This window comes from Methanothermobacter sp. KEPCO 2 (assembly GCF_041228365.1).
In the GTDB taxonomy this organism is placed as follows: Archaea; Methanobacteriota; Methanobacteria; order Methanobacteriales; family Methanothermobacteraceae; genus Methanothermobacter; species Methanothermobacter marburgensis.
Window position 1 is genome coordinate 693379 of sequence record NZ_CP166185.1, and the last position, 18836, is coordinate 712214.

The 18836-nt window shown below is 47.9% G+C and carries 25 protein-coding genes and 1 tRNA gene; 9 read left to right on the plus strand and 17 right to left on the minus strand.

Annotated features, from left to right (window positions below; all coding sequences use genetic code 11):
* The first annotated feature begins 1 nt into the window (after position 1).
* The 3 genes from AB9H23_RS03660 to AB9H23_RS03670 all read left to right on the plus strand — a co-directional run bounded on the left by AB9H23_RS03660 (position 2) and on the right by AB9H23_RS03670 (position 2375).
* On the plus strand, positions 2-931 hold the full coding sequence (locus AB9H23_RS03660) for a magnesium transporter (protein ID WP_370005651.1): 930 nt from the start codon (positions 2-4) through the stop codon (positions 929-931).
* Positions 932-996: 65 nt separating this feature from the next.
* Complete coding sequence (locus tag AB9H23_RS03665; RefSeq protein WP_370005653.1) at positions 997-1383, plus strand: hypothetical protein; 387 nt, start codon at positions 997-999, stop codon at positions 1381-1383.
* A gap of 131 nt (positions 1384-1514) precedes the next feature.
* Positions 1515-2375 carry a sulfurtransferase gene (locus AB9H23_RS03670; RefSeq protein WP_370005655.1) on the plus strand — a complete coding sequence of 287 codons (861 nt, stop codon included), beginning with the start codon at positions 1515-1517 and terminating at the stop codon, positions 2373-2375.
* Positions 2376-2398: 23 nt separating this feature from the next.
* Here AB9H23_RS03670 and AB9H23_RS03675 read toward each other — a convergent pair whose 3' ends face one another.
* The 4 genes from AB9H23_RS03675 to AB9H23_RS03690 form a co-directional block, all read right to left on the minus strand.
* Complete coding sequence (locus AB9H23_RS03675) at positions 2399-3196, minus strand: type II CAAX prenyl endopeptidase Rce1 family protein (RefSeq protein WP_370005657.1); 798 nt, start codon at positions 3194-3196, stop codon at positions 2399-2401.
* The gene (locus AB9H23_RS03680; protein ID WP_321212035.1) at positions 3186-3404 is read right to left on the minus strand and encodes a hypothetical protein; all 219 of its coding nucleotides are present in this window, start codon (positions 3402-3404) and stop codon (positions 3186-3188) included. The genes AB9H23_RS03675 and AB9H23_RS03680 overlap by 11 nt, the downstream gene beginning before the upstream one ends.
* Before the next feature lie 71 nt (positions 3405-3475).
* Entirely contained in the window at positions 3476-4036 is a 561-nt protein-coding gene (locus AB9H23_RS03685; protein WP_321212036.1) for a DUF2953 domain-containing protein, read from the minus strand.
* A gap of 8 nt (positions 4037-4044) precedes the next feature.
* On the minus strand, positions 4045-4434 hold the full coding sequence (locus AB9H23_RS03690; protein ID WP_321212037.1) for a spore germination protein GerW family protein: 390 nt from the start codon (positions 4432-4434) through the stop codon (positions 4045-4047).
* Between the two features lie 106 nt (positions 4435-4540).
* Between AB9H23_RS03690 and AB9H23_RS03695 the strand changes: the two genes are divergently transcribed.
* Complete coding sequence (locus AB9H23_RS03695) at positions 4541-5035, plus strand: hypothetical protein (protein ID WP_321212038.1); 495 nt, start codon at positions 4541-4543, stop codon at positions 5033-5035.
* 89 nt (positions 5036-5124) lie between these two features.
* On the opposite strand, the gene AB9H23_RS03700 is transcribed toward AB9H23_RS03695, so the two are convergent.
* Together AB9H23_RS03700 and AB9H23_RS03705 are read right to left on the minus strand one after the other, a co-directional pair.
* Positions 5125-5586 carry a GyrI-like domain-containing protein gene (locus tag AB9H23_RS03700; protein WP_321212039.1) on the minus strand — a complete coding sequence of 154 codons (462 nt, stop codon included), beginning with the start codon at positions 5584-5586 and terminating at the stop codon, positions 5125-5127.
* 70 nt (positions 5587-5656) lie between these two features.
* Positions 5657-6067 (minus strand): EamA family transporter, encoded by a 411-nt coding sequence (locus AB9H23_RS03705; RefSeq protein ID WP_370005934.1) that lies wholly within the window; start codon positions 6065-6067, stop codon positions 5657-5659.
* 204 nt (positions 6068-6271) lie between these two features.
* On the opposite strand from AB9H23_RS03705, the gene galE reads away from it, so the two are divergent.
* Genes galE through AB9H23_RS03720 form a run of 3 tightly spaced genes read left to right on the plus strand, consistent with a single transcriptional unit; the run spans position 6272 to position 10484 of the window.
* On the plus strand, positions 6272-7240 hold the full coding sequence (galE, locus tag AB9H23_RS03710; protein WP_321212040.1) for a UDP-glucose 4-epimerase GalE: 969 nt from the start codon (positions 6272-6274) through the stop codon (positions 7238-7240).
* A gap of 35 nt (positions 7241-7275) precedes the next feature.
* Positions 7276-9213 carry a hypothetical protein gene (locus AB9H23_RS03715; protein WP_321212041.1) on the plus strand — a complete coding sequence of 646 codons (1938 nt, stop codon included), beginning with the start codon at positions 7276-7278 and terminating at the stop codon, positions 9211-9213.
* 8 nt (positions 9214-9221) lie between these two features.
* Positions 9222-10484: a type II CAAX prenyl endopeptidase Rce1 family protein gene (locus AB9H23_RS03720; protein ID WP_321212042.1), complete on the plus strand. Its 1263-nt coding sequence runs from the start codon at positions 9222-9224 to the stop codon at positions 10482-10484.
* A gap of 32 nt (positions 10485-10516) precedes the next feature.
* Here AB9H23_RS03720 and galU read toward each other — a convergent pair whose 3' ends face one another.
* From galU to AB9H23_RS03740, 4 genes are all read right to left on the minus strand, one after another.
* Positions 10517-11371, minus strand: coding sequence for a UTP--glucose-1-phosphate uridylyltransferase GalU (gene galU, locus AB9H23_RS03725; protein WP_321212043.1), 855 nt, complete (start codon positions 11369-11371; stop codon positions 10517-10519).
* A gap of 37 nt (positions 11372-11408) precedes the next feature.
* The gene (locus AB9H23_RS03730; protein WP_321212044.1) at positions 11409-12032 is read right to left on the minus strand and encodes a hypothetical protein; all 624 of its coding nucleotides are present in this window, start codon (positions 12030-12032) and stop codon (positions 11409-11411) included.
* A gap of 10 nt (positions 12033-12042) precedes the next feature.
* Positions 12043-12282: a hypothetical protein gene (locus AB9H23_RS03735; protein ID WP_013295836.1), complete on the minus strand. Its 240-nt coding sequence runs from the start codon at positions 12280-12282 to the stop codon at positions 12043-12045.
* 172 nt (positions 12283-12454) lie between these two features.
* Positions 12455-12760, minus strand: a complete 306-nt coding sequence (locus tag AB9H23_RS03740) for a DUF167 domain-containing protein (RefSeq protein WP_321212045.1) — start codon at positions 12758-12760, stop codon at positions 12455-12457.
* A 163-nt stretch (positions 12761-12923) separates the two neighbouring features.
* Here AB9H23_RS03740 and AB9H23_RS03745 point away from each other — a divergent pair.
* Positions 12924-13007: transfer RNA gene (locus AB9H23_RS03745), tRNA-Leu, on the plus strand.
* 134 nt (positions 13008-13141) lie between these two features.
* On the opposite strand, the gene AB9H23_RS03750 is transcribed toward AB9H23_RS03745, so the two are convergent.
* Both AB9H23_RS03750 and AB9H23_RS03755 read right to left on the minus strand, forming a co-directional pair.
* A complete protein-coding gene (locus AB9H23_RS03750; RefSeq protein ID WP_370005662.1) occupies positions 13142-13579 on the minus strand; it encodes a DUF371 domain-containing protein in 438 nt (145 codons plus the stop codon).
* A 63-nt stretch (positions 13580-13642) separates the two neighbouring features.
* Entirely contained in the window at positions 13643-13813 is a 171-nt protein-coding gene (locus tag AB9H23_RS03755; protein ID WP_187239630.1) for a hypothetical protein, read from the minus strand.
* Between the two features lie 218 nt (positions 13814-14031).
* On the opposite strand from AB9H23_RS03755, the gene AB9H23_RS03760 reads away from it, so the two are divergent.
* Complete coding sequence (locus tag AB9H23_RS03760; protein ID WP_321212047.1) at positions 14032-14472, plus strand: GIY-YIG nuclease family protein; 441 nt, start codon at positions 14032-14034, stop codon at positions 14470-14472.
* Here the strand turns inward: AB9H23_RS03760 and AB9H23_RS03765 are convergent.
* The 5 genes from AB9H23_RS03765 to purF form a co-directional block, all read right to left on the minus strand.
* Entirely contained in the window at positions 14469-14651 is a 183-nt protein-coding gene (locus AB9H23_RS03765; RefSeq protein WP_321212048.1) for a hypothetical protein, read from the minus strand. The two genes, AB9H23_RS03760 and AB9H23_RS03765, sit on opposite strands and share 4 nt — an antisense overlap.
* A gap of 1 nt (position 14652) precedes the next feature.
* Entirely contained in the window at positions 14653-15450 is a 798-nt protein-coding gene (gene cfbC, locus AB9H23_RS03770) for a Ni-sirohydrochlorin a,c-diamide reductive cyclase ATP-dependent reductase subunit (protein ID WP_321212049.1), read from the minus strand.
* Positions 15451-15472: 22 nt separating this feature from the next.
* Positions 15473-15943, minus strand: a complete 471-nt coding sequence (locus AB9H23_RS03775; RefSeq protein ID WP_147671836.1) for a CBS domain-containing protein — start codon at positions 15941-15943, stop codon at positions 15473-15475.
* A gap of 206 nt (positions 15944-16149) precedes the next feature.
* Complete coding sequence (locus AB9H23_RS03780; protein WP_321212050.1) at positions 16150-17340, minus strand: peptidase U32 family protein; 1191 nt, start codon at positions 17338-17340, stop codon at positions 16150-16152.
* Positions 17341-17419: 79 nt separating this feature from the next.
* Complete coding sequence (purF, locus tag AB9H23_RS03785) at positions 17420-18823, minus strand: amidophosphoribosyltransferase (protein ID WP_321212051.1); 1404 nt, start codon at positions 18821-18823, stop codon at positions 17420-17422.
* Positions 18824-18836: the final 13 nt, after the last annotated feature.

Sequence of the window (18836 nt, forward strand, 5' to 3'; positions counted from 1 at the left end):
CATGAAGTTTCGAATAACAGACAGGATCCCATCAGCCACCCCAGACATGTCCACGGCTGATGTCCTCAGAAATATAAGGAAAAAAGTTGGGGAATATGACAGCATAGACTACGTCTACGTCCTTGAGGATGGTAAACTCATGGGTGTCGCATCCATGAGGGAACTTCTCTCCACCGATGGAAAACTCGGTGACCTCATGCGGAGGGACATTATATCCTTAACTCCCGAAGATGACCCGTTTGATATACCCTACCTGGCACTTTCACATGGAATTAAGGCCATTCCCGTGGTTGACCATGAGGGCAGATTTATGGGTGTGGTGACCCATGATGAGATCATAAGGATACTGAAGATGGAAGCCGACCGGGACATCCTGCACTTCGGGGGAGTATTCCACAGGGTCATCGACCAGGAGCCAGGGGCACTGAACATGGTGAGGTCAAGGGTACCCTGGCTGGTGGTGGGGGTCATAGGAGGTACCATCACAGCGGCACTCATAGGGAGCTTTGAGGACCTCCTATCAGAGTTCATAGCACTGGCATCATTCATACCCATAATGGTTTACATGAGTGACGCCGTCGGAACCCAGTCAGAGGCCCTTATAATACGTAAGATCGCTGTGGACCCCTCAATGAGGCCTCTCCTCTATATTAGAAGGGAGGTTATGGTGGCGGCAGGGATAGGGGCTCTTTCCTCTGCCTTCGCTGGTTTGATGGCGGGTCTTACAAGGATGAACCCTTCACTGGGGTTGATCGTCTTCATATCAATGTTTTTCAGTGTTCTTGCAGCTGTCTTCATATCCACAGCATCCCCCCTGGTATTCCGGAGGCTCGGCTTCGACCCGGCGGTTGCAACAGGTCCCCTTGCAACCATACTCAGTGACTTCACAACAACACTGATATACCTGAGTGTTGCATCATCACTCCTCTAACTAGTAGGGTGGCGAAGGTGGAGGAGTTATGCCAGCATCATCACTTCTGTAACAGGAGGCCTTTCATGGATCATGAAGAGAAAATTGAAGAACTGAAGTTTGAGATAAAGGAGAAGGATAAAAGGATAAGGGAACTTGAACTGAAGCTCGCCGAGTGCAGGGGACGTGTCGATGAGCTGAGGTCCGAGAAGTCGGAACTGCAGGAGGAGGTCAACAGGCTCCAGGTCATGAAGCTTGACCTCAAGCTCAGGAACATCCAGGAACTCGAGGATGAGAACAACCGCCTCAAGCACAGGATAGAGATAACCAAGGGCCTCCTTGACGATGCCCGGGAAAGGCTCGAGGTTCTTGAGGGCGTTGTGGACGAGTTTCTGAATCAGGGTTTAACAGGGAGGTTGATGGGGAGGGAACCTGAAGGTCTACTCTACTACAGGAAAAGGTTCGGGGACTGAAAAACTGCCATGGGGATTGAAAATTATTCATCCCTTAGCGGCATCTCCATTAATTTTTCCATAATTTCAATGAAAAGGTGTATATCCACCATGCAACATAATCTACATATCAGATGTTAGGAGTGATTCATATGGAACCATATGGTGGGGGAGATGGCCGCGTAAGGTGGGTGACACCCGCATGGCTCATGGAGAACCTGAAGGATGTTGCAGTAATCGACTGCCAGCCCAACATCCACGACTACATACTTGAGCACATACCAGGGGCAGTTTACCTCAACGAGGGCCTCTTCAGGGAGCCCCACGGTATTGCACCTGCGATGTACATCCCTGGGAAAGCCGCAGAAGCAATATTCAGACAGGCCGGTGTTGAAAACAGACAAACCGTTGTATACACCGCCACCGGCGGAGTCAAGGGATGGGGTGACGGACTCGAGCAGACCATGGTTGCCTACAGCCTTGCAAGGTTCGGACACGAAGAGGTCCTTGTACTGAACGGGGGATTTGCAGAGTGGAAAAAAGCCGGGGGAGAGGTTACAAAGGTCTTCCCTGAGGTGGATGAATCAGATTTTGCTGTTAGAGAGCAGGAGGACTTCTACATAGAGTACCCTGAGTTCAAGAGTATAAAGGATGATGATGACGTCCTGGTACTTGATGCAAGACCAGCAGAGGTCTATGAGGGTCAGGGGCCCTGGATAAAACCCGGCCACATCCCGGGTGCGGTTAACCTTCCATGGGCCAGCCTCATGGACGATGAAAACAAGACACTTCTGAAACCAGAGGATGAAATAAGGGAAATAGTGGAGTCTGTGGGGGCAACACCAGACAAGAAAATCATCTGCACCTGTGGAACCGGAAGGGAGGCCACCAACGAGTTCCTGCTCTTCAGGTGGTACCTTGGATACCCCGATGTGAGGATATATGAGGGTTCATTCACCGAGTGGACCCAGATAGAGGACAACCCAACGGTTACAGGTCCAAACCCGTACTGAAACCCCCAAATTCCTTTTTTGTTTTAACTGAAGTCTGTTTTAAGCTCTGATCCTGCAAAGAGGAGCACCGCCAGGGCTGCGGATACATTGAGTATCATTAGGAACACTCCCCCTGCGATGGTCGACTGAACAGGGAAGAGGAAGTAGGAGAGGTTACCGGTTGTATGGATTATCATGGCAGCCAGTATGCTCCCTGTTGAGTTGTAAACCCAGGTGTATATCACCGAGGCAGATATTATAAGGATCATGAAGCTCCAGAATGGTACCTGTGACTGTATACTGCCCTGTATAAAGAACAGGGGTATGTGCCAGAGGCCCCAGATGATCCCAATTATTATTGCCGCGTAGATGGGGGAGTGCCTCTCCTGGAGCCTTGGAAGTGCATACCCCCTCCACCCGAATTCCTCCTGCAGGGGACCTCCAAGGAAGAGGATGTAGAGGAACACCATGGGAACAAGTATGGGGTTAGAGGTCCAGTAGAGGAATGGCTGTGGGTCACCCCAGAGGACACCCAGGTAAAGTGAAAGAGCCGTTATAACCGGGAAGAGGAGGAGGATTATGGCCCACCAGATCCTCGGGAAATCACGTTTAATTCCCTTCATCAGGAATGCGACAAGCTCATCCCTTCCCCCGTACCTGTAGGTCAGGATGATTGCAGCAAGGGTTGGCCCAAAGGCTGCAGGGTTGTAGGGGCTTCTGAGAAAGGACTGAATGGGTTCAGGAAATGTGAAGCCATTTGAGATCATTGCAACGGGTATCCAGAGTATCCATGAAAACAGAAAGGCGACCATTAAAAAGTCTGATATACGCTCACTCTTCAATGCAATCTCCTCCTGGACTTAAAAGGTCATCCATTAACAGAACAGGGTATCTCAGATCATCCTCAATAAAGATACACATTATAGGTTCCACTGATACGGCATTTATAGTTTTTCCGGTTAAAGCGAAGGTTAACCTGAATACAGGCACAATAACCCTTCCATCCACGTTCAGGGCCTCAGCCGAATACGTGAAATCAACAATCTTCATTGACCACCACCACATGAAATTCCTGTAAATCCACAAAGCAATCAAAAATCCGCATAAATCTCACAAGTTCATTATAATTTCCTGAATCCCATAACAAGGTCCCTGAATGGTTTCCTAAGGAGAAACATGGTAAAAACCAGGACAGGTTTCAGTGGCCTGATGCTCATTTCAAGTTCGATTTTTCCGTTCATATCTCCACTGAGGAAATCCGGGACCGCATTTATTTCAATGTTCCTTAAGGAGGATGTCAGTGCTGAAAGGGTCCAGAGGTAACCTGTAATGATTGCTGTGTCAGATGCATCACCGGTTCCCACTGAAACTCTTATCCCGAGCCTCCTTATGGTTATGGAGGATATTGTGGTCCTTAAAAGGTCCATTATGTACCTCCTTGCCCTCCAGGTACTTCTGAAAATCCATTTCATGGCTGCAGGCTTCACTGCACCCCCATCCCCCTTCTTACTTCCCCCATTAAAGCTTCTGGTTAAAATTCTAACCCTCCATAGAGTGACCCCTATTCTGAAGTCGGTTCTCCCCCCATCCCTGACAATCCTCATGATAACAGTATACCTTGATATAAGGGCCAGCAAAACGGCTGCAAGTGAAAATGAGATGATTATGAGGAGGATATTCATGGGCTATCTCATTCTTCGCTCTCAGTTTCAGGTTCACTTTTATCTGAAATCTCCCGTATTATATCTGTAACGGTGGATCCAAGTTCCTGTATGATCCGCCCTGTGCTCCCTGATCTGAGGTCAATCACCCTAACACCCTCCGGGCCCTCAACACCCTTAAGGAGAACTATCATGGCCACTGGTTCAGCTCCAGCAGCAGCACCTGCACCGCTTCCAGAGCCCCCCTCAGACTCAGAGGATGTTCCCTCACCCATACCGGCACCGAACCCGACGCCCATCTTCATGAGTGGTATTAGAACCTTATCCTCTGTCTCGATTGCCTCACCCACAAGGTTCTTCACATCCAGGAGCTTGCGGAGCTCTTCAACTGTTGTTTTAATTGGTTCTTCAATTTTCATTTTAAATCACATTACACTGTATGTATGTTCAACCATATCAGCCTTACCTAGATCAAAACACTTATATGTGCCCCTTTTACAAATTATTAACATTGGAGACGGTAAGATGGATACGAAAATCGTTGCTTTAATTGCTGTGCTTCTCATTGCAGGTGTCTCAGCAGGTGTTTACCTCTTCACCCCAACAGGGAGCACGCATAACATGGGACTTAAAGAAAATGAAAATTTGAGTGAGAAAAAAAATAATACCCCAGGTGCAGCCAAAATCATTGCAACCCAGATCGGCCCCAAGTCTGCAAAGCCAGGTACAAATGTCACCATTAAATGCAGGATAAAAAATGAAGGTACAGGACCAGCAAAGAACGTTACGATCGCATCACAGGACTTTGAAAGGTTCTTTGATGTTATAGCCGCGGGAAAAGAGGTGGAGTTCGAGGCACAGATCTACATACCCACCGAGGAAGAGATTAAGATTGAATTCGGGGAAGAAGCCAGACTAACAAGCCCATACTTCATAGGTGGTTTCGGCGTAACCTACACTGACTTAAGGGGAAAACACAGTTTAACTTCCAATCCTGTGGAGATACCCCTCCAGATCTAATTTATTTTATAACATTCTAAAATCAGGGCCAAAATTTATTTTATAAAAAAGAAAGAACCCATCAATCATAAAAAAAGGGGGGAAATGAATCAATCAGGTTTTTTGACAGGAATCTGAACCTCTGTGAGAAGTTCCGATTCATCCACCTCCAGTGGACTGTTGAGGTAGATCTCAGTTACCGGACCTGCAATTTCATAGCCATTTTCAGTGGCATAATCGATTAAGGCATGGATTGCAGGACCCACCTCAGTGTATGGCCCCTCATGAAGTGTTGCAAGGACCCTGTGGGCAGGTAAATTCTTTATCTTAATTTTTTCAGACGGCTCCGCCTCACCTGCAATGGAGACCCCAATCTCATAGACGAGTTCATCCTCACTTACATCCTCTGGACTGTTATAGTAGGTCCCGTATACACGTCCCATCATCTGCAGTCCATTCCCTATGACCCACTCTGCAACCTCAGCTATGTACTGGGGTATACGGTCATAGCTACCAGAACACTCCCTGTAGGCAACCCGAACCCCTTCAACCATCTTCTCAGTTATCTCCATAAAAGACCTCCCCTTGAGTTATAGTTATGCGTCAAATGATAAAAATTTATCTAAAATGTGTTACTCCACTTCACATCCGGACAAGCACCACGCCCCCAACAACCATTAACAACCCGATGGCCTTCGCCGCCGTTACCCTCTCACCCAGCAGGAAAGCCGCAACTATGAGGGTGAATATGGGGAATGCCGCAACCACGGGTACAACTATTGATGCCTCCCCTGATTTGAGTGCATAGTAATAAAATAGCTGTCCCAGAAGTGCTGCTGATATACCATCCAGTGCCAGGAAGAACCATCCCCTTGGACCCACATCTGAGAGAGCATCCAGGCCCCCGCTGAACATGACCCATGCTAGCATGACCACTGTTATAACAGAACTTCTTATTGTAAGCGCGATACCAGGGTTAACGCCCTCAAGTCCTATCTTGCTGAAGATTGGAGCCAGACCAAACATCAATGCTGCAAGGAGCGCAAATAGCACGTAGTTCAATACATCACCTCTGAGGATATGTAACTCAAAGATATGTTGGATTTTCCAATAAAATAATTTTAAGGAAAAGTCTGGATGGATAAAAACAGTGCAGAATACCAGAAAAAAATCAATAAGAGAGTCATAACCTAATTAGAACCCGGCATCAATATTTATCTGCTTCCCCAACAGATATGTTTGATGTGTGGTGTAACAATGATACTCATAGTCGGTGGAGCAGGTTATATTGGTTCACATGTCAATAAGTTCCTCTCAGAGAGGGGATATGAAACCCTCATCCTGGATAACCTCACAAAGGGGCACAGAGAATCTGTAAAGTGGGGCAGATTCATTGAGGGTGACCTGGGCGACAGGAGACTTCTTGGAAGGATTTTAACCAGATACGATGTTGAGGCAGTTATGCACTTTGCGGCGTTCACAGATGTGGGGGAATCTGTCCAGAAACCAGGGGACTACTACAGGAACAACGTGATGAATACCCTGAACCTCCTTGATTCCATGCGGGAGAATGGTGTCAGCAAATTTATATTCTCATCAACATGCGCCGTCTACGGCAACCCATCCGAAATCCCTATAACCGAGGAACACCCCCTCAACCCCATAAGCCCCTACGGAAGGTCCAAACTCATGGTTGAGGAGGTACTCAGGGACTACAGTGATGCATATGGCCTCAGCTATGTATCACTCCGCTACTTCAACGCAGCAGGTGCAGACCCTGAAGGGGAAATCGGGGAGCTCCACGACCCTGAAACCCACCTCATACCCATAGTACTGGATGCCGCAATGGGTCTGAGGGACTCTGTAAGGATCTTCGGGACAGACTATCCCACACCAGACGGGACATGCATAAGGGACTACATACACGTTATGGACCTTGCAGACGCCCACTGGAGAGCCCTTGAATACCTTGAAGGTGAAAGGAGTGGCGTATTCAACCTTGGAAACGGGAACGGGTTCTCTGTGAGGGAAGTCATAGAAACCTGCAGAGAGGTTACAGGTGCCAGTATAAGGGCTGTGGAGGATGAAAGAAGGCCGGGAGACCCTCCAGAACTTGTTGGAAGTTCAGAAAGGGCACTTGAAATCCTCGGGTGGAGGCCCGTTTTCACTGAACTTGAGGAAATCATCAAAACAGCATGGAACTGGCATAGAACTGCAAAAAAATGATTTGATGTGTCCTTATAATTCTCAAGGTGATTGAGATGAAAATTACCGTAACAGGGGATGTAACAGTTGACTGGATCCAGTGGCCTGTCAGGCAGGACGCTGGGGGTTCCATGTTCAACTGGAAAACCCACCTGGGTTTCAAAAGAAGGGCACTTGAGGGTGGTGCCCTCCTCACCGCAAGGATGCTCAGGAGCCTTATGGATGTCAACCACCCATCACTATCGTGCAGACCTGAAAAAACGGATCCTTCAGAGTTCATACACTCATTTGCAGAGTTAAAGCCCTCAGGTGACGGCTACCACGTTAAGAGATTCATGGGCTACACAGGACCAGATGATGGTCTCCCATCGATGCCATTCAGATTCAGGGACGATGATGCAGATATTGTCGTCATCGATGATGCGGGAAATGGTTTCAGAGAAATGAAGGAAAAATGGCCCTCATCCATAATTGATGGTGACCCAACCACAGTACTCAAAATGTCATCCCCCCTATTCAGCGGCAGCCTCTGGGAGCACCTCCTTGAAAGGAAGCGAGAAAACCTTATCCTCATAATAACCATGGAGGACCTCAGGGAGTACGGTGCCAATATAAGCAGGAGACTCTCCTGGGAGAGGACAGCAGAGGACTTCATGTGGCAGATGAAAAACAACCCGACACTTAAGGACATACAGGACCTCAGGATGATCGTCCGCGTTGGACTGGAGGGCGCCATATACTATGATAGGGGTGATGCCAGGTTATTCTACCACCCACAGATATTCGAGGGCAACCTCATCGAGAGGGCCCCAGGTAAAATGCAGGGATGTGGATGCGCATTCACAGCGGGATTCACATCGGCACTGAGCGAAGGACTCGGAATTGATAACTCGGTGAGAAGAGGGATGGCTGCTGCCGCTGAACTCCTTTCCCTGGGGTTTTCTGAGGAACCTGACTACCCCATAGGTGATATATTCAGTTCAGGGGGTGAGGATATCGGCGCCGTTGACATACCCCACCACTCGAAGGGTCTCTGGACAATCGCCGACTCACCACCACTCTTTGATATAGAGGCCGTTTCAAGGTACATCGTGATAAACGGTTACAGGAGAAGAAAATGTCCACTTCCTGTTGCACACTTTGGTAAACTCATAACAGCGGACCGGAGGGAAATTGAGGGTTATCAGAGCATAAGGAATCTCCTGATGGAATACATGAAAAATGAGAACCCTGAAAGACCCCTCTGTATCGGGGTTTTTGGTCCTCCAGGGGCTGGTAAGTCATTCGCTGTGAGCCAGCTGGCTGCAAGTGTGGATCCTGAGAGAATAAAACCCCTGAACTTCAACATATCCCAGTTCAGGGATGAGGATGACCTCATAGACGCCTTTCATCAGATAAGGGATGTGGTTCTTGAGGGTATGGTTCCCCAGGCATTCTTTGACGAATTCGACTCACCCATGATGGGTAAAAGGCTTGGATGGATCAGGTACTTCCTGGCGCCCATGCAGGACGGGGAGTTCCGGGAGGGGGACAGCATGCACCCCCTGGGTAAATCCATACTTGTATTTGCCGGTGGTACAAGCAGCACATTCCAGGAGTTCGAGTCACAGGACCCTGAAATTCTGAGGGAAGCCAAGGTGAGGGACTTCATAAGCAGGCTCCGGGGCTATGTGAATATCATCGGCCCCGATCCACAGCACAGGCGAGACAAATTTTTTATGCTGAGGAGGGCAATACTCTTAAGGTCCATGTTTGAGAGGAAGACCCCACACCTCTTTGATGGGGACGGACGCCTCAGGATCGATGATGGGGTGCTGAATGCATTCCTCAGGATCCCAGAGTACAGGCATGGTGTGAGGTCAATGGAGGCCATACTCGAGATGAGCATGCTGCAGGACGTTAAGAAGTTCGAAAAGGCTTCCCTTCCATCAGCCGGACAGCTGGACCTTCACGTTGATGGGGAACTATTTCAGAGGATGGTCATGAAGAATTAGGTGGTAACTTGGAGAGGCGAAGGATTCTCAGACCAGAGGATTACATTGACAGGATCAGGTACCTTAATCTAAGGGCCGAGGAGTATGCAGAGGCAGGGGACGTGAAAAGAACCGCTGATACACTCTTCAAAATGGGGAGAGAATACCATAAACTTCAGAAGACTGATCTCGCCCTTGAGAGTTACAGGAACGCCCTTGAACTCTACAGGGAGGAACACGACCCGCGCGAGGCTGATGTATCATTCTGCATGGGTAAAATCTATGAGAGGAAGGGTAAACTGAAGAGGGCAGGGTGGTTCTACAACCTTGCAGCGTCAGGTTTCAGAAGGGTAAGCGATCTCAAAAATGAATCAGAGGCTGTTCTACACAGTGCAAGGGTTCTTGAAAGGCTCGGGAAGCATGATGAGGCGATTGATGCATATAAACGTTATAATGAGATCTGTCTAAGGAACCAGGAGAAGGTCAAGGTACTTGTTGCATATGCAAAGATGAAGGAGCTGGAGGATCAGCTCAGTGATGAGTTCCTCAGGTACAACACCTCGGTGCTCCTCCTATACCTTTCCATCCTCGTTATTGCAGAGTACACAACAACCTTTATAAGCATGAAACTGGGGCTTGTGATTCACACAGTGCTTCTCTTTGCCCTCTTTATCCACTCATCACTCTCAAAGAAAAAGATGAAGGTTCTCCTTGCCGCCATGATGATGCTTCCCATCATAAGGATCGTGGGACTTTCAATGCCCCTCACAGTTGTAAAGCACCTCTACTGGTACATAATAATAGCGGTTCCGCTTTTTGCAGCATCAGCAGCCCTCATGAGAACCCAGAAACTCACAAGGGACGATGCAGGATTGAACTTAAGGAGGTTACGGTGGCAGGTTGCAGTTGCACTTACAGGTTTTCCAATGGGGTACATTGAATACCAGATACTCAGGCCAGAGGCCCTCATCCCCCATCTCTCAGTTCAGAATTTTATTCTGGGCTTTACTGTTATGCTCATAGGGACTGGACTTGCTGAAGAACTCCTCTTCAGGGGTATTGTTCAGAGGAACGCCGAAGATGTTATGGGAAAGGTTCCAGGGCTCCTCTATGCATCACTACTATTCACGGCGCTTCATGTGGGCTGGAAATCCGGTTACGACCTTATATTTGTGTTCAGCGTTGCATTGGTGTATGGTATTGTATTCCAGAGAACAAGGAGTATTGCAGGTATAACGGTATCACACGGGATATCAAATTCCATACTCTTCCTTGTAATGCCGTTTCTATGAGTAAAAAAGGACCTTAAAAAATTATATTTTTTTTAGTACTTGGAAATGAGGTCCCTGAGGTAATCAACCAGTTCTGACCTTATCTCATCATCCCTCATGGCAAATTCAAGGGATGTCTTAAGCCAGTCAACCCTGTTACCTATATCATAGGTTTTGCCCCTGAAAACACAGCCATAGACTGTTTTAAGTTCCCTCATGGCATCAGTCAGCTGGATCTCACCCCCAAATCCTGGGGGAACGTTCTCTATGTGATCAAATATTTCACTTTCAAGAACGTATCTTCCCATTATGGCAAGATTCGATGGAGCCTCACTGACGGCGGGTTTTTCTACCATATCCTCTATGCTGTAGATTCCAGCGCTGACCTCCCTCCCATCAATGATACCGTACCTTTCAACCTTATCCCTTGGGACCTCCTCAACGGCAATGGCAGAGGCACCGTACCTTTCATATATGTCCATGAGCTGACGGGTGCATGGGACATCAGATGAGGTTATTGTATCACCAAGGAGAACAGCGAAGGCGTCCTCACCATCTATGTGTTTTCTCGCACAGTATATCGCATCCCCCAGTCCCTTCTGCTCCTTCTGCCTCACAAAGTATATGTCTGCAAGGTCCGAGATGGCCTCAACCTCGTCAAGGTACTCCTTTTTGTTGTTCTTCCTGAGGAAATATTCAAGTTCAAAGGACCGGTCAAAGTGGTCCTCAATTGACCTTTTACCCTTACCTGTTATTATGAGGATGTCGTCTATGCCTGAAGCCACAGCCTCCTCCACAACGTACTGGATTGTTGGTTTATCAAATACCGGTAACATCTCCTTGGGCTGTGCCTTGGTTGCAGGAAGAAAACGGGTCCCAAGACCAGCTGCTGGTATAACTGCCTTCATGAAAAAACCTCCATTTAATAAAAAGAAAAAAAGTTTTTTAACCACCCGCTGCAAGTGTGCATAGAACCGGAGGTGCCAGCTGTGTTATTGTAACGGTTCCGTCCGCGTTTACTGTGATGAGAAGCTCAACATAAACTGACCTTATACCCTTGAGGAACTCAGCGCCCTTTGTGGGATCCTGTGTTATGTTAACCTGGTTTGATGTTATACTGGATAATGAATAGAATACGTGTGAAGCTGTGAGGAGATAAGCGTTTGTCTCATCAGATATTTTATCCTCTGTGCCTGCATTGACTGTCATATTGAGTGTTGCGTTTCCTGTTTTGTTTCCGTGCGGATCAAGCCACATCTTCATGGTGAATGTTGTTCCGGCGGGTAAGGATCCATTGTAGCCAAGTTCCTTGGATAGGTCCACTGAGACCTTTCCGCCAGGCTGGGTCCATGAGTCAATGTAAATGTTTGTAAGTGATCCATCAGCCTTTGATACGTTCTCCGCCACTGCCACGGCATGTACCTGGTGGTCAGTAGCGTGGTTGCTCATTGCAAGAAGTGTGTCGCCTGCTGCAGGGGGTGCCACCGTTGGATTCCTGGTCATAAGGGCTGCTGCGCCCACTATGACAAGAATAGCCACAATTACCAGTATTAAAGCGTTTCTGTTCATTTTAAACCCCCTAGACTATTGTTAGAACCCTGTATATTACGATCGCTGCGAATACTATGAGTAGCGGCAGGATTGCCACATTGGACCCCGAAACCATGGCCTTTATTGTTTCGTTTCCTGTTTCGTCCGAGCTTAAAATCTCCTTGAGAGCAAGGAAACCGATCAGTGCAATCACTGCTATTATGCTGTATGTCATTACATCAGCGGTGGTTACGGTGGTGGTTGTTGTCGTTGTAACGGTAGAAATCATTTCTAACCTCCACTTAATTCTTTTTTTATGGTAATTAATAAAGTTTTCTATTTCTAACCTTAACTTCTTATTTTTTTATGATAATATAATAAAGTTTTTCTATACAGTTAAAATCTTCAATCTATGGAAAGATGAATCCAATTTTAGGTTTTTTTATATAAAGTTAACATCATCATGGAACTATAAGTCCAAATTTCTCTTCCAGAAGACCCCTGAATGTCTCAGCATCCATTCCATGGATCTTCAATGTTTTATGTCTGCTTTTATGACCTGATACTATATCAGTTTTCGTGTTAAAGGCAGATGAAAACTCCTTTATTATCTCCCTGTTGGCTCTGCCCTTCTCTGGGGGTGCCCTTATCTTAACCTCAATTCTCTTCCTCCACTCATTGTAAGATCTGACCTCGAATCTACCTGAAGCAGGGGAGACTTCAATATCCACAAGGAGATCATCTCCCACCTCTCTAAGACAGGACAAAAATAATCACCTCCATTGATTCTGAAGCTGCACTCATAAACGATTTCTTTTCACTGCATCCTTAAAGAATGATTTGCTCTCTTTTCCCCATCAGACCGCAAAGTTTAAATAGTAAAACATAGATAATTTGTTCCACTCCCCGTTAAGCACTGATTTTTCCCATGCAGGGGTGGTCGAGCGGTCAAAGGCGCTAGGTTGAGGGCCTAGTGGGGGAGTCCCTTCGCGGGTTCGAATCCCGTCCCCTGCACTCCTATTTCATGATTAGCACTTTAAAATTCCATCTGAATTCCAATTCATTGGAAAACTGGCAATTGTTAAAAAACAATCGGAACTAATCAGAATCATCATATTCAACTATTATTTGTTAAAAAACAACCGGAACTAATCAGAATCATCATATTCAACTATTATTTCAACAGTGAGGTCCTTGCCCTCCATTAGATCCTTCACTAACCTTCTGTCAAGGTCGCATGCAGCCTTATCAGCCCCTATCATGAGTGTTCTGCCACAGATGTAATTGCTTTTACGGCACACGATATCCGTTGGGTGATCCAGAGTGAGGTCGGGGTGTCCGTAACCAATTATTTCATCAAAACCATTTTCAGTGCGCAGCACGACCCTCACACGCGACGATTCCCCTGCTATGGCAGACCTCATCTCATCAGGAATTGTTGAAACAGAATCCGATGATGAAACACCTATTATACAGTCTGCGGTTTTACCTATTTCAGGGTCAGCTGTGACCTCAAATGTTGTCCTGTGCTCTGCAGTGACGTTGGGGTGACCCTTCGCCCTCAGAGTGTACCTGACCTCAGCCATTCCACCACCACGTGAACTTGAGGTCCCTGCAGGGCCCCGCAAAAAAAGTTCAAATGGCAAAATCTACTCTGCCTTGGTACCTCCCCATAGGGCTACAAGCCCAACGATGATTTTAAGGGCAGCGTGCCATACCGGGTCCTTGAGGGCCGGGTACGGGATCCCAAGGTAACCCAGTATGCCCATGAGTACGAGTATTATACCAATTATGTAAAGCAACCATTTTGCCACTGCCATGGTATCACCCCCAATACCTGGGTGCCCTGCAGAAACCAGAATATAATTAAATTATGAAAAAATATAAATTTTACTAAAAATTTCTTGCAATGATAATAACAGATGGATTTATTACTGGATTCTATGATGAGTGACGTTGATTGATAAAATAAATATTAAAATTATTATGAAGTCACATGAAGGGTACCTACTGCCCTATTTATGGAGGGGTTCTATGAATGATATTAGGAGGCCAAGTCACCATGAAGGGTACCTACTGCCTTATCATAAGGTGCAGCGGAACTGAAACCAGAATCGGAAGCCTCGGCAGGATAAGGTTTCCTCCAGGCTACTACGTGTATGTTGGATCAGGTTTTGGTTCACTGGAGGCCAGAATAAAAAGACATCTGAGGACTGAAAAGAGGATGAGATGGCACATAGACCACCTCCTGAGTGATGCAGAGGTTGTGGGGGTTCTCTACTCCACAGATAAGAGGAGACTTGAATGTGCAGTTTCAGAAAAACTTGAGGGAGACCACTCTGTGAAGGGTTTCGGATGCTCCGACTGCAGATGCAGATCACACCTCCATCACTTCGAAACAAGGGAGGAAGCTGAAAAGGCCGTTGAAAGGGCCTTCAGGGACCTGCATGCTGACCTGAAAAGATGGGATGAAATCTAGGACCTCAAAAGCTTCACTCCAGCCCCCAGCATGAGGACTCCGAATATGATCTTAAGGGCTGCATGCCACCCGGGTTCAGACCCAAGGGTACTTGCAGGGTACAGTGCCCAGACTCCCATTAGGATTATCACAGCACCCACCAGAAGGTGGAAGAGTCCAAGCTGCACATATCTCTCCATATCAATCATCTCCTTTGAAGTTTCTAAAGAACTCCTCAAACTCCTCAGGGTCCATGGGTTCAGGTACCGAGAATTCAGTGTTAAGGTAAACCTCATCTGCCAGTTTCCTGTAAACCTCTGCCTGTTCAGATTCAGGGAACCTCTCAATCACGGTCTTTGCCTCAATTTCACTCTCCTGGACAAGGGGGCTTCTTGGAACCACACCAACAACACGTGAACCTATCCTTGAGGCGAATTCAGAGACAATATCAACCTCATTTCTGATGCCACGGCAGTTACATATGACACCTCCAAGTTTACCCCTCAGTTTCTTTATACCCCTTGCAATGTTGTTTGCAGCGTAAAGGGACATGTACTCCCCTGAGGTTACTATATAGACCTCATCTGCAAATTCCTCACGGAGTGGCACCGCGAATCCCCCGCAGACCACGTCACCGAGTACATCGTATATGACCACATCAATCTCCTCCTCGAATACTCCAAGTTTTTCAAGGAGGTTCATTGCAACGATCACACCCCTCCCGGCACATCCAACACCGGGTTCAGGGCCCCCTGACTCCACACACCTGACACCGCCAAAACCCTCATGGATAACCTCAGAGGCGTCAGGTTTACGGTTCTCCTTGAGTATATCAAGTACCGCAGGGAGCCTTTCACCGTAGAGTGTCCTGGTTGTATCAGCCTTTGGATCACAGCCTATAACGAGTACCCTGTGCTCGGAGGAATAGGCAGCGGCCATATTCGATACAATCGTGGACTTACCTATACCACCCTTACCATAGATCGCTATCCTCTTCATTAAGACACCGATTCAGATTTCATCACTTAACAAATGCGCCTATTATATCGCCCCTTGTTATGATACCCACCAGTTCACCATCTTCAACCACAGGAAGCCTCTTTACATCATGACGGTCCATGAGTTCAGCTGCATCAGAGATGGATGCATCAGGGTGCACCGTTACAACCCTATCACTCATTATCTCCTCCACCAGCATCATGGCAGCCTTCCTGATACCCTTTGCTATCTCATCGTATTCATGTTTCATCCTAACTGGAAGTTCAAGCAGGTCCAGGGGGGATGGCATGAGGAGGTTCAGACTGGGTGAATGGACCTCAATCAGCCTCATTATATCACCCTCACTGATAACACCCACGAGCTTACCCTCATCATCAACAACAGGGGCCCCGCTGATCCTGTTCTCCCTCAGTACCCGTGCGGCATCATGTATCTTACTGTTCCTCTTAACTGTTATGACATCTGTCTGCATGGCATCCTTTACCCTTATCATTAACTCACCCCTCTTTAATATGTGGAGCATCACTTTTAAAAATAACAGTTACTGACGCATACCTGGACATAACAGGATACATAGAGCCATAAGCCCGTTCCCAGGTTAGATGAGTACATCAGAGACATTTAATGTACTGGACCGCACACCAGAATTACCGGCCGCAGTTACGCGCATCAAAGAAATGATTCTGAACCCTGATAACCTCAATCCCTTCTAACCCTGCGGTATACGAGGTCCCCGGGGCGGACCCTATCCTCCACGAGTAGACCAGCCCTGCCAGATTCAACCCTTTCCACAGGATCTCCATCAACCTGAAGGGATTCAACACGCTGTATGAGGGCCCCCGTTGTTCTGCCCTGTATTATGATCTCATCCCCAACCTCAAGTGGCCTCCACAGCCTCACCTCAGCGGCCCCCACCTTCCTGTAGTAATTAACAACCTCCCCCACATCCTGCTTCACATAACTGGATATGTTACCCCCACTACCGGTATCTGGCTCAGAGAAGTACAGACCTGTGCCAAAGCCCCGGTTAAAGGCACCCTCAAGTCTCTCAAGCCACCGGGAATCAAAACTCCATTCGCCTGAAAGGTAAGTGTCAATGGCCTCCCGGTATACTGAGGTAACGGTTGCAACGTAATCCGCTGCCCTCCCACGGCCCTCTATCTTGAGGGCGTCGACACCGGCATCCAGGAGTTCAGGTATATGTTCAACCATACACAGATCCCGGGGACTCAGGATGTAACTCCTTATATCACCGCCAGGGGTCACCTCAAGGTCAAATTCTCCGTCCTCAGATACCAGCTTCCACCTCTTTCTGCATGGCTGAAGGCAGTCCCCGCAGTTGGCGCTTCTACCATAAAGGTATGAGCTGAGGTAGCATCTACCAGATATTGCTGTGCAGAGGGCCCCATGGACAAAAACCTCGATTTCAATGGGTGATTTTGCCGCAATGTCTGAGATCTCACAAAGGGAGAGCTCCCTTGATAGTATGGCCCTGCTGGCGCCCATCTCCCCCAGTATCCTCAGCGTCCTTGTATTTGTAACATTCGCCTGTACACTGACATGGACGTCCAGGCCGCATTCAGATGCAAGCTCCACAGCCGCAAGGTCAGATGCTATCACCGCATCAACACCCGCAGAGTAAAGCTCAGGGAATAATTTCTCGAGTCTCTCAACATCAGAGTCCCTGAGGGCCGTGTTTGTGCATACATAGAGCCCTGCATTGTAGCTGTGGGCTATCTCCGCTGCCTCAGCGACTTCACCGATGCTGAAATTACCTGCCCTTGCCCTCATGTTACAGCCCTCAAGGCCCACATAAACCGCGTCAGCACCCGACTTAAGGGCTGCCATCAGGGATGGGAAGTCACCTGCTGGTGATAGAAGCTCAGGCATTTAGATCACGTTGAAGGATTTATTGAAAAAAGAAACAGTGAAATCAGACATCATGTTCACGTTAAATTTTTATGCTGAACTAGAGGCAGGACCTCAGTGCCTCATATTCCTCTATATCCGAGGGGAGAGGTGTCGGGTAGTCCCCATCCAGGCACCCTGTACACAGGAAGCCCTTCTTGATACCTATGGATTCAACGAGTGACTCGATACTCAGGTAACCCAGGGACTCAACCCCTATTATCTTCCTTATTTCCTCAACATCCCTGCTTGATGCTATAAGCTCCTTCCTGGTTGCCATGGCTATACCATAGTAGCAGGGGGACTTTATGGGGGGGCATCCTATACGGAGGTGTATCTCCTCTGCCCCGGCATCCCTGATTATGTCGATGAGTGCCCTGGAGGTCGTGCCCCTCACTATGCTGTCATCGATGAGCACTATCCTCTTACCCTCAAGCTCCGACCTTATGGGGTTCATCTTGAGTTTAACCGCTGTTTCGCGTTCCTCCTGTGTGGGCATTATGAATGTGCGGCCAACGTACCTGTTCTTTATGAGCCCCTCACCGTAGGGTATCCCTGATGCGCGGGAGTAGCCTATGGCCGCCGGGATTGAGGAGTCAGGTACCGGTACAACCACGTCGGCATCGGCGGGGTGTTCACGGTAGAGGGCCTCCCCTATACTGAGCCTGACCCTGTAGACGTTCCGGCCGTCTATGACGCTGTCGGGTCTTGCAAAGTAGACGTACTCAAACATGCAGTGGGCCCTCCTGGTGTTGGGTGCGTTGGCAACCCAGTAGGACTTTCCCCTGTTGAGGTGCAGTATCTCCCCTGGCTGAACATCCCTCACATGCTCGGCCCCTATAACATCAAAGGCAACGGTTTCAGAGGCAACCATCTGGGTGTTTCCCTTCCTTGCAAATGCCAGGGGCTTTATACCAACAGGGTCCCTTATGACGTAGAGGTCCCCATTGAAGAGGACCACGAGGGAGTAGGACCCCACAAGCTGCTCTGAAACCCTCTTTATTGCACCTATCATGTTGGGTTTTTTTTCGTATTCCCTGCTCAGAAGGTGGCATATCACCTCTGAATCGGTGGTTGATATGAATGAGTGGCCCTCATCCTCCAGTTCATCCCGAAGTTCCATTGAATTTATTATGTCGCCGTTGTGTGCTATGGCGATTTTACCTCCCTGAAATTCACTCCAGAATGGCTGGGAATTCTCAATCCTGGATTCACCGGTGGTTGAGTAACGGACATGACCTATGCCAACATTCCCCTCTAGTTCATCCAGTTTCTCAGGGTCGAAGACGTCACAGACAAGCCCCATCCCCCTGTGGGTCAGCATGTCACATCCGTTAAATGTTGAAATCCCTGCGGATTCCTGTCCCCTGTGCTGGAGTGCATAGAGTGCATAGTAGATCTGGGAGGCCACGCTGATGTTTTTATCCTGTGAGTAAATCCCTACAATACCACATTTGTCTCTCACTTCAGATTCTCCC

Bases quoted from the DNA above. Each gene is read 5' to 3' on its own strand.
- AB9H23_RS03660 (WP_370005651.1), top strand. From the start codon at position 2: ATGAAGTTTCGAATAACAGACAGGATCCCATCAGCCACCCCAGACATG.
- AB9H23_RS03665 (WP_370005653.1), top strand. From the start codon at position 997: ATGGATCATGAAGAGAAAATTGAAGAACTGAAGTTTGAGATAAAGGAG.
- AB9H23_RS03670 (WP_370005655.1), top strand. From the start codon at position 1,515: ATGGAACCATATGGTGGGGGAGATGGCCGCGTAAGGTGGGTGACACCC.
- AB9H23_RS03680 (WP_321212035.1), bottom strand. From the start codon at position 3,404: ATGAAGATTGTTGATTTCACGTATTCGGCTGAGGCCCTGAACGTGGAT.
- AB9H23_RS03685 (WP_321212036.1), bottom strand. From the start codon at position 4,036: ATGAATATCCTCCTCATAATCATCTCATTTTCACTTGCAGCCGTTTTG.
- AB9H23_RS03690 (WP_321212037.1), bottom strand. From the start codon at position 4,434: ATGAAAATTGAAGAACCAATTAAAACAACAGTTGAAGAGCTCCGCAAG.
- AB9H23_RS03695 (WP_321212038.1), top strand. From the start codon at position 4,541: ATGGATACGAAAATCGTTGCTTTAATTGCTGTGCTTCTCATTGCAGGT.
- AB9H23_RS03700 (WP_321212039.1), bottom strand. From the start codon at position 5,586: ATGGAGATAACTGAGAAGATGGTTGAAGGGGTTCGGGTTGCCTACAGG.
- galE (WP_321212040.1), top strand. From the start codon at position 6,272: ATGATACTCATAGTCGGTGGAGCAGGTTATATTGGTTCACATGTCAAT.
- AB9H23_RS03715 (WP_321212041.1), top strand. From the start codon at position 7,276: ATGAAAATTACCGTAACAGGGGATGTAACAGTTGACTGGATCCAGTGG.
- galU (WP_321212043.1), bottom strand. From the start codon at position 11,371: ATGAAGGCAGTTATACCAGCAGCTGGTCTTGGGACCCGTTTTCTTCCT.
- AB9H23_RS03730 (WP_321212044.1), bottom strand. From the start codon at position 12,032: ATGAACAGAAACGCTTTAATACTGGTAATTGTGGCTATTCTTGTCATA.
- AB9H23_RS03735 (WP_013295836.1), bottom strand. From the start codon at position 12,282: ATGATTTCTACCGTTACAACGACAACAACCACCACCGTAACCACCGCT.
- AB9H23_RS03750 (WP_370005662.1), bottom strand. From the start codon at position 13,579: ATGGCTGAGGTCAGGTACACTCTGAGGGCGAAGGGTCACCCCAACGTC.
- AB9H23_RS03755 (WP_187239630.1), bottom strand. From the start codon at position 13,813: ATGGCAGTGGCAAAATGGTTGCTTTACATAATTGGTATAATACTCGTA.
- AB9H23_RS03760 (WP_321212047.1), top strand. From the start codon at position 14,032: ATGATATTAGGAGGCCAAGTCACCATGAAGGGTACCTACTGCCTTATC.
- AB9H23_RS03765 (WP_321212048.1), bottom strand. From the start codon at position 14,651: ATGGAGAGATATGTGCAGCTTGGACTCTTCCACCTTCTGGTGGGTGCT.
- cfbC (WP_321212049.1), bottom strand. From the start codon at position 15,450: ATGAAGAGGATAGCGATCTATGGTAAGGGTGGTATAGGTAAGTCCACG.
- AB9H23_RS03775 (WP_147671836.1), bottom strand. From the start codon at position 15,943: ATGATAAGGGTAAAGGATGCCATGCAGACAGATGTCATAACAGTTAAG.
- AB9H23_RS03780 (WP_321212050.1), bottom strand. From the start codon at position 17,340: ATGCCTGAGCTTCTATCACCAGCAGGTGACTTCCCATCCCTGATGGCA.